The organism is Streptomyces rimosus, assembly GCF_008704655.1.
Lineage (GTDB): Bacteria > Actinomycetota > Actinomycetes > Streptomycetales > Streptomycetaceae > Streptomyces > Streptomyces rimosus.
The window spans coordinates 3,983,276-3,999,552 of record NZ_CP023688.1; the positions used below are offsets into that span (position 1 = coordinate 3,983,276).

Annotated in this window: 19 protein-coding genes; 11 read left to right on the top strand and 8 right to left on the bottom strand. The window is 71.1% G+C overall.

Going from position 1 to position 16,277, the window contains the following annotated elements:
- Positions 1–266: 266 nt before the first annotated feature.
- The 3 genes from CP984_RS16665 (at position 267) to CP984_RS16675 (ending at position 1,760) form a co-directional block, all read left to right on the top strand.
- On the top strand, positions 267–692 hold the full coding sequence (locus CP984_RS16665; RefSeq protein ID WP_003983059.1) for a helix-turn-helix domain-containing protein: 426 nt from the start codon (positions 267–269) through the stop codon (positions 690–692).
- 34 nt (positions 693–726) lie between these two features.
- Positions 727–1,320: a hypothetical protein gene (locus tag CP984_RS16670; RefSeq protein WP_003983060.1), complete on the top strand. Its 594-nt coding sequence runs from the start codon at positions 727–729 to the stop codon at positions 1,318–1,320.
- A 98-nt stretch (positions 1,321–1,418) separates the two neighbouring features.
- A complete protein-coding gene (locus tag CP984_RS16675; RefSeq protein ID WP_003983061.1) occupies positions 1,419–1,760 on the top strand; it encodes a DUF2516 family protein in 342 nt (113 codons plus the stop codon).
- A 69-nt stretch (positions 1,761–1,829) separates the two neighbouring features.
- Here CP984_RS16675 and CP984_RS16680 read toward each other — a convergent pair whose 3' ends face one another.
- The 3 genes from CP984_RS16680 to CP984_RS42630 form a co-directional block, all read right to left on the bottom strand.
- Entirely contained in the window at positions 1,830–3,155 is a 1,326-nt protein-coding gene (locus CP984_RS16680; protein WP_003983062.1) for a PP2C family protein-serine/threonine phosphatase, read from the bottom strand.
- Between the two features lie 375 nt (positions 3,156–3,530).
- A complete protein-coding gene (locus CP984_RS16685) occupies positions 3,531–4,556 on the bottom strand; it encodes a C40 family peptidase (protein ID WP_003983063.1) in 1,026 nt (341 codons plus the stop codon).
- A 204-nt stretch (positions 4,557–4,760) separates the two neighbouring features.
- On the bottom strand, positions 4,761–4,883 hold the full coding sequence (locus tag CP984_RS42630) for a hypothetical protein (RefSeq protein ID WP_255304232.1): 123 nt from the start codon (positions 4,881–4,883) through the stop codon (positions 4,761–4,763).
- A 253-nt stretch (positions 4,884–5,136) separates the two neighbouring features.
- Here CP984_RS42630 and pstS point away from each other — a divergent pair, with 253 nt between their 5' ends.
- The 4 genes from pstS (at position 5,137) to pstB (ending at position 9,250) form a co-directional block, all read left to right on the top strand.
- Positions 5,137–6,264, top strand: a complete 1,128-nt coding sequence (pstS, locus tag CP984_RS16690) for a phosphate ABC transporter substrate-binding protein PstS (RefSeq protein ID WP_003983064.1) — start codon at positions 5,137–5,139, stop codon at positions 6,262–6,264.
- A gap of 99 nt (positions 6,265–6,363) precedes the next feature.
- Complete coding sequence (gene pstC / locus CP984_RS16695) at positions 6,364–7,359, top strand: phosphate ABC transporter permease subunit PstC (protein WP_030180084.1); 996 nt, start codon at positions 6,364–6,366, stop codon at positions 7,357–7,359.
- On the top strand, positions 7,356–8,435 hold the full coding sequence (pstA, locus tag CP984_RS16700) for a phosphate ABC transporter permease PstA (RefSeq protein WP_003983065.1): 1,080 nt from the start codon (positions 7,356–7,358) through the stop codon (positions 8,433–8,435). Before pstC ends, pstA begins: the two co-directional genes overlap by 4 nt.
- A gap of 38 nt (positions 8,436–8,473) precedes the next feature.
- The gene (gene pstB, locus CP984_RS16705) at positions 8,474–9,250 is read left to right on the top strand and encodes a phosphate ABC transporter ATP-binding protein PstB (RefSeq protein WP_003983066.1); all 777 of its coding nucleotides are present in this window, start codon (positions 8,474–8,476) and stop codon (positions 9,248–9,250) included.
- Between the two features lie 167 nt (positions 9,251–9,417).
- Here the strand turns inward: pstB and CP984_RS16710 are convergent, their stop codons facing one another.
- Positions 9,418–10,416, bottom strand: coding sequence for an inorganic phosphate transporter (locus tag CP984_RS16710; RefSeq protein WP_003983067.1), 999 nt, complete (start codon positions 10,414–10,416; stop codon positions 9,418–9,420).
- Between the two features lie 6 nt (positions 10,417–10,422).
- Positions 10,423–11,043 (bottom strand): DUF47 domain-containing protein, encoded by a 621-nt coding sequence (locus CP984_RS16715; protein ID WP_003983068.1) that lies wholly within the window; start codon positions 11,041–11,043, stop codon positions 10,423–10,425.
- A gap of 194 nt (positions 11,044–11,237) precedes the next feature.
- Between CP984_RS16715 and CP984_RS16720 the strand changes: the two genes are divergently transcribed.
- Positions 11,238–11,639 carry a metal-sensitive transcriptional regulator gene (locus CP984_RS16720; RefSeq protein WP_030180089.1) on the top strand — a complete coding sequence of 134 codons (402 nt, stop codon included), beginning with the start codon at positions 11,238–11,240 and terminating at the stop codon, positions 11,637–11,639.
- 57 nt (positions 11,640–11,696) lie between these two features.
- On the opposite strand, the gene CP984_RS16725 is transcribed toward CP984_RS16720, so the two are convergent.
- Both CP984_RS16725 and CP984_RS16730 read right to left on the bottom strand, forming a co-directional pair.
- Complete coding sequence (locus CP984_RS16725; protein ID WP_030180091.1) at positions 11,697–11,891, bottom strand: hypothetical protein; 195 nt, start codon at positions 11,889–11,891, stop codon at positions 11,697–11,699.
- Between the two features lie 138 nt (positions 11,892–12,029).
- Positions 12,030–13,013: a hypothetical protein gene (locus CP984_RS16730; RefSeq protein ID WP_003985781.1), complete on the bottom strand. Its 984-nt coding sequence runs from the start codon at positions 13,011–13,013 to the stop codon at positions 12,030–12,032.
- A 146-nt stretch (positions 13,014–13,159) separates the two neighbouring features.
- Between CP984_RS16730 and CP984_RS16735 the strand changes: the two genes are divergently transcribed.
- The 3 genes from CP984_RS16735 (at position 13,160) to CP984_RS16745 (ending at position 15,365) form a co-directional block, all read left to right on the top strand.
- The gene (locus tag CP984_RS16735) at positions 13,160–13,342 is read left to right on the top strand and encodes a hypothetical protein (RefSeq protein ID WP_078575062.1); all 183 of its coding nucleotides are present in this window, start codon (positions 13,160–13,162) and stop codon (positions 13,340–13,342) included.
- A gap of 184 nt (positions 13,343–13,526) precedes the next feature.
- A complete protein-coding gene (locus CP984_RS16740) occupies positions 13,527–15,113 on the top strand; it encodes an FAD-binding oxidoreductase (RefSeq protein ID WP_003985780.1) in 1,587 nt (528 codons plus the stop codon).
- Positions 15,114–15,149: 36 nt separating this feature from the next.
- Positions 15,150–15,365, top strand: coding sequence for an antibiotic biosynthesis monooxygenase (locus CP984_RS16745; RefSeq protein ID WP_157849119.1), 216 nt, complete (start codon positions 15,150–15,152; stop codon positions 15,363–15,365).
- Positions 15,366–15,537: 172 nt separating this feature from the next.
- Here the strand turns inward: CP984_RS16745 and CP984_RS16750 are convergent, their stop codons facing one another.
- A complete protein-coding gene (locus CP984_RS16750) occupies positions 15,538–16,236 on the bottom strand; it encodes a phosphatase PAP2 family protein (protein WP_030180097.1) in 699 nt (232 codons plus the stop codon).
- Positions 16,237–16,277 lie beyond the last annotated feature (41 nt).

A 16,277-nucleotide genomic window follows, 5' to 3' on the forward strand; every position in this document is an offset into this window, starting at 1 on the left:
AGGTCGGCCAGGTCCGGCGCGGAGGGTGTCGCCGTAGCAAGTGGTGGAGCACCGGCGATCCAGAACCCGACCCGCTCATAGCCCCCGGCACCCCGGGCGCACCCCTCAGCCGCCACTGCGAACTTCCCAGCGCCTTCCGGCCAGAAGTCCTCAGCGGGGCGCAAAGAGCGGGACAGTGGGTACCCGGCACCCGCTCCCCACCCCGACACACCCACTTTTGCTAGCGCCCGCTTGCAATAGTTAGCACGATGCCGCACCATCGGGGTATGGCATCACTCAACGTCGGCAACCTCGGCGAGTTCCTGCGGGAGCAGCGGCGCACCGCGCAGCTGAGTCTGCGGCAGCTCGCGGATGCCGCCGGGGTGTCCAACCCGTATCTCAGTCAGATCGAGCGCGGGCTGCGCAAGCCGAGTGCGGACATTCTGCAGCAGCTGGCCAAGGCGCTGCGGATCTCCGCCGAGACGCTGTATGTGCAGGCCGGGATCCTCGACGAGCGGAAGGTGGACGGGGTCGAGGTGCATACCGCGATCCTCACCGATCCGGCGCTGACCGAGAAGCAGAAGCAGGTGCTGCTGCAGATCTACGAGTCCTTCCGCAAGGAGAACGGACACGGGAGCGGGAGCGACGGCACGCCCGCCGGCGAGCCCGCTCCGGATGCCCGAGAGGCCGACGGCGACCCGCACGCCACCTGAGCGACCGACCACCGATTCCAGGAGGAACCACGCCATGGCCATCACCGACGACGTCCGCAAGGCGCTGACCGACCCGACTCCGCTGTACGCCATCGCGGGCACCGTGGACTTCGCCGCCGAGAAGGCCAAGGAGATCCCGGGCCTGGTCGAGAAGATCCGCGAGGAGGCCCCGAAGCGTTTCGAGGCCGTGCGCAACACCGACCCGAAGACCGTCCAGGACCGTGTCAGCAAGGAGGCGAAGGAGGCGCAGGACTGGATCACCCGGCAGCTGAGCCTGCTCGACTCCGACTTCAAGAAGCTGAGCCAGCAGACGCAGGACCTGGTGCTCCAGGGCGTGGGCCGGGCGGCCGAGGCCGCCGTCAAGGCGCGTGAGGGGTACGAGGAGCTGGCCGAGCGCGGCCGCAACGCGGTGCAGACCTGGCGTTCCGAGACCGCCGAGGCCACCGAGGACCTGGCGGTCGCGATCGAGCCGGAGCCCAAGCAGGAGCCCGTGACGGAGCCCCGCTCCGAGGGTGAGGGCGCGATCGGGCCGGACAGCGACGCGAAGGCGGCTTCCGCCAAGAAGACCGCCCCCGCGAAGAAGACGACGGCCAAGAAGACCACGTCGCCGGCCGAGAACGGCAAGTAACGCATCCAGGGGGCCGCGGGCCGGGCACGCACCGCGTGTCCGGCCCGTTCTCCGGGTACGGTGGGGCGGCGACGGACCGAGTCGAACGGGTGGTGGCAGTGCTGATCTACGGGTTCCAGAACGTGCTGAGCTGGGTGCAGCTGGCCCTGGCCGTGTACGCCGCCGTGATGCTCGTGGACGCGGCCGTACGGCGCGAGGACGCCTACCGGGCCGCCGACAAGCAGACCAAGGGCATGTGGCTGATCTTCCTGGTGATCGCCACGGCGCTGCTGTTCCTGCTGCCGCTGATGTCGTTCCTGCCGATCATCGGGCTCATCGCGGTGATCGTCTACACGGTGGACGTACGGCCCGCGATCAAGGCGGTCTCCGGAGGCCGCGGACCACGCCGCGGCGGCGGGTCGAGCTCGGACGGGCCGTACGGTCCGTTCAACGGGCGGTAGAAAGGTTTCGGCCCCGGCCGCGGCACCCCGTACGTCAGCTCCGTCCCCGGTCCCGGCAGAGCCCGTACGTCAGCCCCCCACCCTCCCCCGGTCCAACAGCAGTACGGCCACATCATCCGTCAGCTCCCCGCCGTTGAGGTCCCGCACCTCCGTGACCGCCGCGTCGAGCAGTTCCTCGCCCCGTAGTCCGGCGGCCAGTTGACGGCCCACCAGTTCGGCCATGCCTTCCTGGCCGAGGCGTTCCCTGCCTTCGCCGATACGGCCTTCGATCAGGCCGTCCGTGTACATCATCAGGCTCCAGGAGCCGCCCAGCACGAACTGGCGGCGCGGCCAGCGGGCTCCCGGGAGCAGGCCGAGGGCCGGGCCGCCCTCCTCGTACGGGAGCAGTCGCGGCGCGCCGCCGGAGCGGGCGAGCAGGGGCGCGGGATGGCCGGCCAGGCAGACGCCGGCGTGGCGTCCGTCCGGTGCGATGTCGACCAGGCAGAGCGTCGCGAAGATCTCGTCGTCGGCGCGCTCGTTCTCCAGGACCTTCTGGAGGGTGGACAGCAGCGCGTCACCGCACAGGCCGGCGAAGGTCAACGCGCGCCAGGCGATGCGCAGTTCCACGCCGAGGGCGGCCTCGTCGGGGCCGTGGCCGCTGACGTCGCCGATCATCGCGTGGACCGTGCCGTCGGGTGTGCGCACCGTGTCGTAGAAGTCGCCGCCGAGCAGCGCGCGGCTGCGGCCGGGGCGGTAGCGGGCCGCGAAGCGCAGGTCGGAGCCGTCCAGGAGCGGGGTGGGCAGCAGGCCGCGCTCCAGGCGGCGGTTCTCCTGGGCCAGCATCCGGGATTCGGTGAGCTGGCGCTGCGCGAGGTCGGCGCGCTTGCGCTCGACGGCGTAGCGCACGGCCCGGCTGAGGACCGAGGCGTCCAGCTCGTCGCGGAAGAGGTAGTCCTGCGCGCCGACGCGGACGGCCTCGGCGCCCCGTTCGGCGTCGGCCTCGGCGGTCAGTACGAGGACGGCGTGGGCCGGGGCCATCCGCAGCACCGCGCGCAGGGCGCCCAGCTCGTCGGGGCCGCCGTCCGCCTCGGGCACCAGGCCGTCCCCCGCTCCGGCCGGTGCCAGGTCGAGCAGGATGCAGTGCACGTCGTCGGTGAGCAGCCGCTCCGCCTCGGTGAGGTTGCGGGCCGTACGGACGCGGGCCCGGCGGCCGTCCCGGTCCCGCATCTCGGGCACCGAGCTGGTGGGGTCCTCGCCGATGAGCAGCAGGGTCAGCCCCGGCCCGCCGGTGTCCGCGGGCTCCGCCGCCGTGCCCGCCGCTTCCGCCGTGCCCGCCGCGTCGTCGCGCGTGGAGCCCGCCGGCGCTGCCTCGTGCGGCAGCACGGCCGTCCGCTGGCGCGGTATCGGTACGGACATGCTCTGCTTCCTTCCCTCCCCCGAGGGTGCGCGGGCCCGCCGAACGGCGCGCCACTGTGCCCGGTTCCGCCGCCGCCCGGCGGTCGGTCCGGGCGGTGCGCCACCGGGCACCGAGACGCGACCATAGCGGTAGCGCCGAGGGGGAGGGAATGGCCGACGGCACCCCGCTCTTGGCATATGCCGTCCGCCACAGACGTTTTGACCTGGGAAGGGAGGACTGCGGAATGACGAACATCACCTCGCGGACGGCACGTTCGCCCTCCACGCACCGTGACGAAACGCACGCGGGAGTCACGCTCCGTAGAGCGTCGCGAACGGTCCAGCCGTACGGTCGGACCGTCCGCTTCACCGAGCGGTGCGCGCGGCAGCGCCCCCTCACTTGTCCGGCCGCACCACCCCGAGAATCGGCATCGACCCGGCACCGGCGAGCGTGACCTGCCGCCCCGGCCGCGGCGCGTGCACGATCGCGCCGTCGCCGACGTACATGCCGACGTGGCTCGCGTCGCCGTAGTAGATGATCAGGTCACCGGGGCGCATGTCCTTGATGTCGATGCGCGGCAGCTGCCGCCACTGCTCCTGCGAGGTACGGGGTACGGCCTTGCCCGCCGCCTCCCAGGCGCGCATGGTCAGCCCCGAGCAGTCGAAGGTGTCCGGCCCCTCGGCGCCCCATACGTAGTCCTTGCCGATCTGCGCCGTCGCGAACGCCACGGCCTTCTTGCCGGCCTCCGAGGCGTGGGCGTTGATGTCCTTCAGTACACCGGAATCCAGCCATTTCTGCTGCTCCAGGAGGGCCCGCGCGTCCTCCAGCTTGCGCAGCCGCTCCTTCTCCTCGGCGGCCAGCCGGGATTCCAGCTGCTGTGCGGCCTCGACCTTCTTGCGGATGTCGAGCTGCGCGGCCTCCTTCTTCCGGCGGTTCTCCTCCAGCCGCTCCCAGCGGTCGGTCGCGTCCTGGGAGTAGCCCTCCAAGGCGTTCTTGGTGCGGCCGAGTTGCGCGATCAGGTCGTTGGCGGCGTGCTGGCTCTTGCGTACCAGCGTGGCGTCGTCGAGAAAGCGCTCGGGGTCCTTGTTGAGCATCAGGCGGGCCTCGGGGGGAATGCCGCCGCCCCGGTACTGCGCGCTGGCCAGCGCGCCCGCCTGGCGCTTGAGTTCGTCCATCCGCCGCTGCGTCGTCTCGATGTTCCGCGCCAGCTTGACGATCTCCTTCTGCTGGAGATCCACCTGCTCCTTGGCCGCGTTGTACGCCTCGGTGGCCTTCTCCGCCGCGCGGTAGAGGTTCTCCAGCTGCGTGCGGACCTCCTCCAGGCGCGTTTCGGACACGGTCGGCCCGGGGTCCGCGTACGCGGCCGGTGCCGTACCGGCGAGCATCCCCGTCACGCCCAGCACCACGGCCGTCGCCGTCACCGCGGCGCGCAGCCCCCGTACGCCAGGCCGGCTCCCCCTGCCGCGGCGCCCCGGTACGCCCACCGGCCCCGCCGGACCCGGCACCCCCGCCGCACCGTTGACGCTCCGTACCTCCCGAATGCCGTACGCACCGCGAATGCCCCGCCCTGCCCCCTGCCGCCCCACCAGCCACCTCCGGCTCGATCCGCACCGATTCGTGCACCCCTACAGGCGCGGATGCTGCCATACCGGCGGGTAATCCGACAGGGCGACGCCGAGGATTCCGGGCCGTACGAACGCCACCCCCAGCTGTCGGCCGAGGTTCACCCTGCGTTCACCGTCCTCCATCGGCGGCTTCACCTGATCTGCCTAATTTCGGCCGTACCGAGCGGCGCGCCGCTCCTTCGGGACGAGCGCGGCACGGCATTGCTGGGCCACCGGGCAACCGGCTCCGGCGGCCCTTGTCCCACCGCTTCGGCCGCCGCACAGTGACCGGCACAGGTCGCCCTCCAGGTGACCGTCCCGGCCACCGCCCCGGTGACCACACCTGTCTCCACCGCACGCCGAAGAAGCGGCGCGCCCCAGGAAGGAACTCACGACAGTGAAGCAGCTGCAGCGCAAGAACCGGGTTCGCGCCCTCGCCGTCGGCGCTCTCGCCGTCACCGGTGCCCTGGCCCTGTCGGCGTGCGGCTCCGACGACACCAGTGGTGGCGGCGGTGCGGCGTCTTCGGCGAAGGCCGGCAACATCAAGTGCGAGGGCAAGGGCAAGCTGCTCGCCTCCGGCTCGTCCGCGCAGAAGAACGCCATGGACGCCTGGGTGCAGGCGTACTCCGGCGCCTGCAAGGACACCAGCATCAACTACCAGCCCACCGGTTCCGGGGCCGGCATCACCACCTTCCTCCAGGGCCAGACCGCCTTCGCGGGCTCCGACTCGGCGCTCAAGCCCGAGGAGGTGGAGAAGTCCAAGAAGATCTGCAAGGGCGGCCAGGCGATCAACCTGCCGATGGTCGGCGGCCCGATCGCGGTCGGCTACAACGTGCCCGGCGTGGACAGCCTCGTGCTGGACGCACCGACCCTCGCCAAGATCTTCGACTCGGAGATCACCAAGTGGAACGACGAGGCGATCAAGAAGCTGAACCCCGACGCCAAGCTGCCGGACCTGAAGATCCAGGCGTTCCACCGCTCGGACGACTCGGGCACCACCGACAACTTCACCAAGTACCTCAAGGGTGCCGCGCCCGACGCCTGGAAGCACGAGCCGGCCAAGACCTGGGAGGGCAAGGGCGGCCAGGCCGCGTCCGGTTCGGCCGGCGTGTCCTCCCAGGTCAAGCAGACCAGCGGCGCGATCTCCTACTTCGAGCTGTCGTACGCCACGGCCGGCAAGATCAACACGGTCAAGCTGAACACCGGCGCCAAGGCCCCCGTCGAGGCCACCGTCGACAACGCCTCCAAGGCCATCGCCGAGGCCAAGCAGGTCGGCCAGGGCAGCGACCTGGCCCTGAAGCTGAACTACACCACCAAGGCCGAGGACGCCTACCCGATCACCCTCGTCACGTACGAGATCGCCTGCGACAAGGGCAACAAGGCGGAGACGCTCCCCGCCACCAAGTCCTTCCTGACCTACATCTCCAGCAAGGACGGCCAGAACTCCCTGAAGGAACTGGGCTACGCGCCGCTGCCCACCGAGATCGCCGACAAGGTCCGCTCGGCCGTCTCCGCGCTCTCCTGACCCACCGGGCGGCGGCCCGCGCACCCCGCGCGAGCCGCCGCCCTTCCGGTGCACCGCCGCGCCAGGAGCCCCCGCCGGGCTCCGCAGACCGGAGAAACCATGAATTCAGCACCTTCCATATCCAGCGCCCCACCACCGTCAGCGCCGCCCGCCTCCTCGGTGTCCGGCAAGGCGGTACGCCCCGGAGACCGGATCTTCCTCGGCCTCTCCCGCGGCTCCGGCATCGCCCTCCTGGTGATCATGGCCGCCATCGCGGCCTTCCTCACCGTCCGCTCGGTGATCGCCATCTCCGGTGACCACGCGAACTTCCTCACCTACTTCGAGTGGAACACCTCGGGCCCCGAGCCGAAGTTCGGCATCGCGGTCCTCGCCTTCGGCACCGTCGTCAGCTCGGTGATCGCGATGTTCATCGCGGTCCCGGTCGCGGTCGGCATCGCGCTGTTCATCTCGCACTACGCGCCGCGCAGGCTGGCCTCCCCGCTCGGGTACGTCATCGACCTGCTCGCCGCCGTCCCCAGCATCATCTACGGCCTGTGGGGCGCCCTCTTCCTCGTCCCGCACCTGACCGGCCTCTTCAGCTGGCTGGACGACTACTTCGGCTGGACCGGGATCTTCTCCTACGCCGACGGGGCCCCCCGCGCGCTGTTCACCGTCGGCATCCTGCTCGCGATCATGATCCTGCCGATCGTGACCAGCGTCAGCCGCGAGGTCTTCCTCCAGGCGCCGAAGATGCACGAGGAGGCGGCGCTCGCGCTCGGCGCGACCCGCTGGGAGGTCATCCGCATGTCGGTGCTGCCGTTCGGCCGCTCCGGCGTCATCAGCGCCTCGATGCTGGGCCTGGGCCGCGCGCTCGGCGAGACGATGGCCGTGGCCACCGTGCTGTCCCCCAGCTTCCTGATCAACGTCAGCCTGCTGAACCCGGGCGGCGGCACCTTCGCGCAGAACATCGCCAGCAAGTTCAGCGAGGCCGACGAGTTCGGGCAGGACGCCCTGATCGCCTCCGGCCTCGTCCTCTTCGTCATCACGCTGCTCGTCAACGGCGCGGCCCGCATGATCATCGCGCGCCGCAAGGAGTACTCGGGGGCCAACGCATGAGCAACACGGTCACCCCGCCCCGGCCCGTCGCCGACAGCGCCCCGCTCCCGGTCTCGCTCAAGCAGCCCCGGCTGCCCCGCTGGGCCCCGGCCGCCCTCGCCCTGGCCGCGGTCGTGGTGGGCTGCGGCATCGGCCTGGCCGCCGGCCTGGAGAGCCGCATCCAGTGGGGCCTGATCGCCGCCCTGCTGTTCATCCTCGGTACGTACGCGCTCGCCACCGCCGTCGAAGGCACCCGGCAGGCCAAGGACCGCCTCGCCACCAGCCTGGTCTGGATCTGCTTCGTCCTGGCCGTGGTCCCGCTGGCCTCCCTCATCTGGGAGACGATCGCGCGCGGCCTCAAGGTCCTCGACGGCTACTTCCTCAGCCACTCGATGGGCACCCTGCCCGACGCGCTGCCCGGCGGCGGCATCTACCACGCGATCATCGGCACCCTGCAGCAGGTCGGCCTCGCCGCCCTGATCGCCGCGCCGATCGGCCTGCTCACCGCCATCTACCTGGTCGAGTACGGCCGCGGGAAGCTCGCCAAGGCCGTCACCTTCTTCGTCGACGTGATGACCGGCATCCCCTCGATCGTCGCCGGCCTGTTCATCCTCTCGGTGTGGATCCTGATCCTCGGCTTCGGCCCGTCCGGCTTCGCCGGCGCGATGGCCCTGGCGATCCTGATGATGCCGGTGGTCGTGCGCTCCACCGAGGAGATGCTCAAGCTGGTGCCCAACGAGCTGCGCGAGGCGTCGCTGGCCCTCGGCGTACCGAAGTGGCGCACCATCCTCAAGGTGGTCCTGCCGACCTCGATCGGCGGCATCACCACCGGTCTGATGCTGGCCGTCGCCCGTATCACCGGCGAGACCGCGCCCGTCCTGCTGCTCGTCTGGGGCGCGAAGACGATCAACAACAACCCCTTCGAAGGCGCCCAGCAGTCGCTGCCGCTGTATGTGTTCCAGCAGTGGCAGCAGGGCTCCGATGCCTCCTACGACCGCGCCTGGGCCGCGGCCCTGGTGCTCATCGCCTTCGTCATGATCCTCAACCTGGTGGCCCGCGGCATCGCCCGCTGGAAGGCCCCCAAGACCGGCCGCTGACCTCCTCCCCCAGCTCCACGAAAGAAGCAGTGATCTCCATGGCCAAGCGAATCGACGTCAGCGGCCTCTCCGCCTACTACGGCAGCCACAAGGCCATCGACGACATCTCCATGACCGTCGAGCCCCGCTCGGTGACCGCCTTCATCGGCCCCTCGGGCTGCGGCAAGTCGACGTTCCTGCGCACCCTGAACCGGATGCACGAGGTCACCCCCGGCGGCCGTGTCGAGGGCAAGGTGCTGCTGGACGACGAGAACCTCTACGGCAGCGGCGTGGACCCGGTGGCGGTGCGCCGTACCGTCGGCATGGTCTTCCAGCGCCCGAACCCGTTCCCCACCATGTCGATCTTCGACAATGTGGCGGCGGGCCTGCGGCTGAACGGCTCGTACAGGAAGTCCGAGCTGAACGACGTCGTGGAGAAGTCCCTCAAGGGCGCCAACCTCTGGAACGAGGTCAAGGACCGGCTGAACAAGCCCGGCTCGGGCCTGTCCGGCGGCCAGCAGCAGCGGCTGTGCATCGCCCGCGCCATCGCGGTCGAGCCGCAGGTGCTGCTGATGGACGAGCCGTGCTCGGCGCTCGACCCGATCTCCACCCTCGCCATCGAGGACCTGATCGGCGAGCTGAAGGAACGGTTCACGATCGTCATCGTGACGCACAACATGCAGCAGGCCGCGCGCGTCTCGGACCGTACGGCCTTCTTCAACCTGGCCGCGGTCGGCCAGCCGGGCAAGCTGGTCGAGATCGACGAGACCGAGCGGATCTTCTCCAACCCGTCGGTCCAGGCCACGGAGGACTACATCTCCGGCCGCTTCGGCTGAGGGGCGGTGTCCGGGGCCCGCCCGGGTCCCGGACACCGGCTCCGGCCGGCCCCGCGCGTCCTGCGGTGCTGCATGGCGGTGCCACCGCAAGGACGAGGGCCCGCCCTCCGGCTTCGGAGGGCGGGCCCACAAGAACGTACGTACGGCCCGTGCGGGCCGTGGTCACCTCACGCGAACACGAGGTGGACGCACCAGTAGCTCAGGGCGGCCACCGCCGCGCCGGCGGGCATGGTGATGAACCAGCCCATGACGATGTTCTTGGCGACGCCCCAGCGCACCGCCCGGGTGCCCTTCGTCGAGCCCACACCCATGATCGCCGAGGTGATGACATGGGTGGTGGAGATCGGCGCGTGGAACATGAACGATGCGGTGTACATGACGGACGCCGCGGTCGTCTCGGCCGCGAAGCCCTGCGGCGGGTCCAGCTCGATGATCCGCCGGCCGAGCGTACGCATGATGCGCCAGCCGCCCGCGTAGGTGCCGAGCGACAGGGTCAGCGCACAGGCGATCTTCACCCAGACCGGGATGGCGTCGCCCGCGCTCTGGACATCGGCGATGACCAGCGCCATCACCACGATGCCCATGGTCTTCTGGGCGTCCTGGAGGCCGTGCCCGAGCGCCATGCCCGCCGCCGAGACCGTCTGCGCGATACGGAAGCCGCGCTTGGCCTTGTGCGGGTTGGACTTCCGGAACAGCCACATGATCACGACCATCACCAGATAGCCGAGGACCAGGCCGATCACGGGCGAGAGGAACATCGGAACGACGATCTTCTCTATGACGCCCGACCAGTAGACGGTCGTACCGCCCGCCAGCGCGGCGCCCACCATGCCGCCGAAGAGCGCGTGCGAGGACGACGACGGCAGTCCGAAGTACCAGGTGACCAGGTTCCAGACCACCGCGCCGACCAGGGCCGCGAAGAGGATGCCCATCCCCTTGGAGCCCTCGGGCGTGGAGATCAGCCCCTCGCTGACCGTCTTGGCGACCCCGCTGCCCAGGAAGGCACCGGCGAGGTTCATCACCGCCGCCATCGCCAGCGCCGCCCGCGGGGTCAGCGCCCGCGTGGAGACCGAGGTCGCGATGGCGTTCGCGGAGTCGTGAAAGCCGTTGGTGTACGTGAAACCGAGCGCGACCCCGATGGTCACGATGAGCGCGAAGGTGTCCACCGGAGGTCAGGACTCCTTGACGGCGATCGTCTCGACCGTATTGGCGACATGCTCGAAGGCGTCGGCCGCCTCTTCCAGGATGTCCACGATCTGCTTGAGCTTGAGCACCTCGATGGCGTCGTACTTGCCGTTGAACAGGTGCGCGAGCAGCTTGCGGTGGATCTGGTCGGCCTGGTTCTCCAGACGGTTGACCTCGATCCAGTACTCGGTGAGGTTGGACATCGTCCGCAGGTTCGGCATCGCCTCGGCGGTCAGTTCCGCCGCCCGCGCCAGGACCTCGATCTGCTGCTCGACGCCCTTGGGCAGCTCCTCGATGCTGTAGAGGACGACCAGGTCGACGGCCTCCTCCATGAAGTCCATGATGTCGTCCAGCTTCGAGGCGAGGTTGTAGATGTCCTCGCGGTCGAACGGCGTGATGAACGAGGAGTTCAGCTGGTGGAAGATCGCGTGGGTCGCGTCGTCCCCCGCGTGCTCCGCCGCCCGCATCCTCTCGGCGATCTCTGTCCGCGCGGAGGCGTCCGCCCCGAGCAGTTCCATCAGGAGCTTGGAGCCCGTGACGATGTTGTCCGCGGACGCGGCGAACATGTCGTAGAAGCTCGTCTCCCTGGGGGTCAGACGAAAGCGCACGTGAAATCCTCGGGGTGCATCGGATTCGGTCGAGTTGATGCTAGGCGCATCATCCAGCCACAGCTAACCGGCATTCCTTCAGTGTCGCCCATCGGGCAGCATGCTCTGCACGGGGGACCGCCCGCGCCCGCGCATTTCTGTACCATATACCCACTAGGGGTATATGGACCGCCTACGTACCACGGGAGATGGCCATGACGACCACGGACGCCGACACCGACGGCAGCACCGCAGCCGCCGCGGCCTGCCACGCCGAGGGGCCGAAAACCGCCGTCCGGCCGGACCCCGACGCCGTCACCGATCACGATCTGGGCATCCACGGTTACGCGAAGCAAAAGGACGCGCACCTCAAGAGGCTGCGCCGGATCGAGGGCCAGATCCGCGGCCTCCAGCGCATGCTGGAGGAAGATGTGTATTGCATCGACATACTCACCCAGGTCTCGGCGAGCACGAAGGGCCTGCAGTCCTTCGGCCTCCAGCTCCTGGAGGAGCATCTGCGGCACTGTGTCGCGGACGCCGCCGTCAAGGGACCCGAGGCCATCGACGAGAAGGTCAAGGAAGCCACCAAGGCGATCGAGCGGATGCTGCGCACCTGAGAGCGGCCGCCGGGCGCACGGCCGCCGCGCGCCGCCGCGCACGGCGCCGCCGCCCCGTCACGTCAGGCCGCCGGGTCCCGGCCCCGGCCGCGCGCGGTCCGCGTCCACGTCCAGCACCTCGTCGATACGGTCCGAGCTGAGCCGATCCTCGCTCGCGGCGGCCGCCGCGATCATCAACTCACCAGTCAGGTCGATCTCGACGAGGGCCACGTGGTCCTGAACCGTCGGGTTGCGATGTCCGGCCACGTGCAACACCTCCTCCTTCGAGCGCCTCCCCACTCTTCTGGTGGTTACGCCCAGAGTAGGTACGGGCGCACGCTCCGCGCATGGCACGGATGGACCATTTCCGCCGGTTCGCACAGGCCGTGCGCACCCGCCGGGCCGTGGACCTCAGCCGCCGTCGGCGGTGACCCGGCCCGAGTAGATGTCGCGCCGGTCGGGCAGCCGGACCGGAACCGGGGCGCCGAAGCCGTGGAGGGTGGTCGTGGAGGTCACCGACGTACCCCCCGTGCTGCCGTTGGCAAAGCGGAATCGCTGGCGGACCTTGCGCAGCCGCCCGGCGTCGTCCAGATACGCGTCGAAGGCCACCTCGTCGGTGGTGAAGCCTTTCTCCGCCGCGGTCAGCGCGGGCCGGTACGCCGGGGACGCCATCCGCGCGGCCGAGCCGATGTGCGCCATGCCGCTGAAGTGCCGCACCCAGGTGCCGTCCAGCCGCTCCCGGCCCTCGTACGTCACCTCGCGCACCCCGCGCAGCAGTTCGGCGGCGGCCATCGGGTCGGTCGCGCCGCCGGTGACGAGATTGCCGTCGGCGAGCGAGGCGGTGTCCACCCGCACCCACTTGTCGGCGGGCACGCCCGCGCCGCGGTTCTTCATGTAGAGGGCGCCCGGCGTGAGGATCTCCGTGATCGTGCGGTCCGCGCCGCGGCCGTCGCCGGTGTCCGGGAGGCGTACGTTCAGCTGCCCGGTGCGCCTGCGGTAGTCGTGGCCGCCGGTGCCGCGGATGGCGATACGGGTGCCGCCGCTGGTGGTCTCCAGGTCCGTACGCACCCGGGAGGAACCCGCCCGGACCAGGGCGTCGGCGCAGGCGCGCAGGGCGGCGGCGTAGTCCGTGCGGCCGGAGGGGGACCCGGCGGCGGACGGGCCCGCCGGGTCCGGCTCCCCGGTGGGCCGGGCGCCCGGTGGGCGGGCACGGTCGGTGAAGGGCAGCCCGGCCGCCGACCCGCCCACCGGGCCGTCTGCGAAGCGGCCGGCCGAGGTCTGGTCGTCGGCCGCCGCCCCGTTCGAGGAGCAGCCCGTCGTGAACAGTCCGACCGCCAGGCCCACCCCGCACGCGGCGGCCGCGACAGCACCGCCTCGCCTGTCCTGCACCACCATCGCGTACGAGCCCCCTCGGCCGCTCTGCTCGTGAAGTTCCGGACCGAGATGTTCCGGTTGCCCCGGAGCAGCCCGACCCGTTCCGTTCAACGACCGTTCAGGCCGCTTCGTCACGCCCGTACACCCCCGGCGCGTACCGTGGCGCCGTGCGCGACCGAGCCTCGGCAGAGCCGATACCGCAGTCCTCAGAGCCGACCGACCACCGGACCACCACCGTCGAACGGGGTTCCTTCTGCCTCGCCCGCTGCAGCTGCGGCTGGCACGGACCGGCCCGCCGGGCCCGCTCCCAGGCCCGTACGGACGCGGAGCGGCACCTGCGGACGGAGTGAGCCTGAGCCCCGCCGCACCGCGTGACGTGCCCTGACGACAGTCCCCGGGCGGGCGCGCCGTCCCCGCAGCCGACCGCCCGTCAGCACGCCCCTGGAACCTCCCGCGCCTCCCGCCCCATCTGAGTAGAGGGAAGTCATCCACGGCGCGCGGGCCCCACGGGGGTCCCAAAAGGGGCAGTTCACGATGAAGCGGCGCACGATACTGGCGGCCGGCGGCGGACTCGCGGCGACGGCGGTCACCGCGGCCTGCGGCGGCGGTTCCGGCCACGCAAGCCCGCCGGGCACCGGCCCGTCGCCCGGCGGCGTCAGCCTGACGGCGGGGTCGCAGGCCGCCAAGCGCCCGGCCGACAAGGCGTCCTGGGAGGCGCTGCGCAAGAGCCTGGACGGCAAGCTGATCCAGGCCGGGGACGCCGCGTACGACACCGCCCGGCGCCTGTACAACACCCGCTTCGACAACTTGAAGCCCGCGGCCGTGGCGTACGTACGCCATCCGTCCGACATAGCCGAGTGCCTGTCGTTCGCCCGCCGCTACGCCGCCCCCGTCGCGATACGCAACGGGGGTCATTCGTACGCCGGCTGGTCCAGCGGCAACGGCGCGCTGATAGTCGACGTTTCGGCCCTGAACTCGGTCTCCGCGCCGTCCGGCGGCGTCACCCGCATCGGCGCCGGCGCCAAGCTCATCGAGGTCTACGAGGGCCTGGGCAAGCACAACGTCACGATCCCCGGCGGCTCCTGTCCTTCCGTCGGCATATCCGGCCTCACCCTCGGCGGCGGCCACGGCGTCGCGTCCCGCGCGTACGGCCTGACCTGCGACAGCCTGGTCGGCGCCACCCTCGTCACGGCCGACGGCAAGACCGTGGAGTGCGGCGCCCGGCGCAACAGCGACCTCTTCTGGGCGCTGCGCGGCGCGGGCAACGGCAACTTCGGCGTCGTCACCGAACTCCGCTTCCAGACCCATGCGGCGCCCCGATCGGTCATGGCCTACATGACGTGGCCCTGGTCCAAGGCCACCGCCGTCCTGCGCTCCTGGCAGGAGTGGGGCCCCGCCCAGCCCGGCGAAATATGGTCGTCACTGCACCTGGACGCCCACCCCGGAGGCACCCCGTCCGTCGCCGTCGCGGCGTTCTCCCTGGGCTCGTACGGCGACCTCCAGAACGCCGTGGACAGGCTGGCCGACCGGGCGGGTGGCCCCGGCCCCGCGAAGTCGGTGCGCCTGACGCCGACCTCGTACCTGGACGCGATGGAGTCGTACGCGGGCTGCTCCTCGAAGAGCACCGAGCAGTGCCATCTGCCGGGCGCCGTCCCCGGGCGCAGCGCCTCGGGCAAGCTGCTCCGCGAGACGTACGCCGCCCGCTCGGACTTCTTCGACCGTTCGCTGGACGCGGCCGGCATGCGGGCCCTGCTGGGCCAGATCGAGGCGGCGAGCCGCAAGGGCGTGGCGGGCAACGCGTCGCTGACCGCGCTGGGCGGCGCGATCAACCGGGTCCGCCCCACGGACACCGCCTTCGTGCACCGCCGCTCGCGCTTCCTCGCGCAGTACCTGGCGTCCTGGAAGGCGGGCGGTTCCGGCTCCGCGCAGAGCGCGTGGCTGACGAGCGTGCACGGCGCGATGCGGCGGTACGCGTCGGGCGCGGCGTACCAGAACTACACGGACGCGGCCCTGACCGACTGGAAGAAGGCCTACTACGGCCCGGCCGCCGACCGGCTCACCAAGCTGAAGCAGCAGTACGACCCGAACGGGCTGTTCAGGACGTTTCCGCAGGCGTTGTGACCCCTCGACCGGGCGACCCGTGACGTGTTCCTGGCCGTGCCCGGCTTCGTGTCCGCGCACCTGCACGTCAGCCTGGACGGCCGCCGCGTCGTCAACTACGTGCAGTGGGCGGGCGAGGAACAGTACGAGGAAGCGCTGCGGCGCCCCGACGTCCGCGAGCACATCGGCCAGGTGGCGGCGCTCGCGGAAGCCCACGACCTGGCCCTCCTACGGGTCCGTTCGGTCCACCACCGCAACGGCCGGCAGGCATGACCGCCCAACGGCCGCTGTCCGGCCGTACCGCCCTGGTCACCGGCGGCAGCAGGGGAATCGGCGCGGCTGCCGCGGGCCTCGGGCTCAGCGGGCAGCGGGCCGTCATGCGTCGGGGGGAGGACCGGGCCCCGTGGCCCCGTCCTCCCCCCGATGTGCGGCGTGACGCGCTCGGCTACGCCGCCAGGTCCTCGTCCCGCTCCGTGTGGGACACCGGCGGTACGGCCGTCACCGGCCCGGACACCGGGCGCGCCGCCGGGCCGCCGGCCCGGACCAGCCACCACCCGGGCGAGCGGCTCACGGCGGTCGTCACCGGCACCAGCAGCGCCAGCGCCACCGGCGCGAGCAGCAGCGCCATCGCCGTGCCGAGCGCGAAGCCGCCGATCACGTCGGTCGGGTAGTGCACACCCATGTAGACCCGGCAGAACCCTTCGAGCAGCGCCAGCGCGATACCGATCAGGCCGTACTTGCGGTGGGCGATGAACAGCCCCACACCGACCGCCATGGTCAGCGTCGCGTGGTCACTGACGAACGAGAAGTCGCTCTTGCCCGGGATGAGCACTTCCAGGCCCGCGTGGTCCTTGAACGGCCGGGGCCGCTCCACCACCGCCCGGATCGGGATGTTGGCCAGCAGCGCCATACCGGCCGCCAGCGGCGCCCAGACCAGGCCCGCCACGGCGGACGGCGCGTCCGGCCGCTTGCGGGCGCCCCACCAGGCGATCAGGCACAGCACCGCGAGGCCGGCGATGATGCCGTACTCGCCGAGGTACTCCATGGCGCGGTTGAGCCAGTGCGGTGCGTCCTTCGCGAGGCCGTTGATGCCGTCGAGCACGTCCACATCGGGGTTCGACCCGTCCATTGCGAGTCCAGCCATCTGCCGCGGCCCCTTACCTTTCGCGCGCGCGAGCGCCGTGT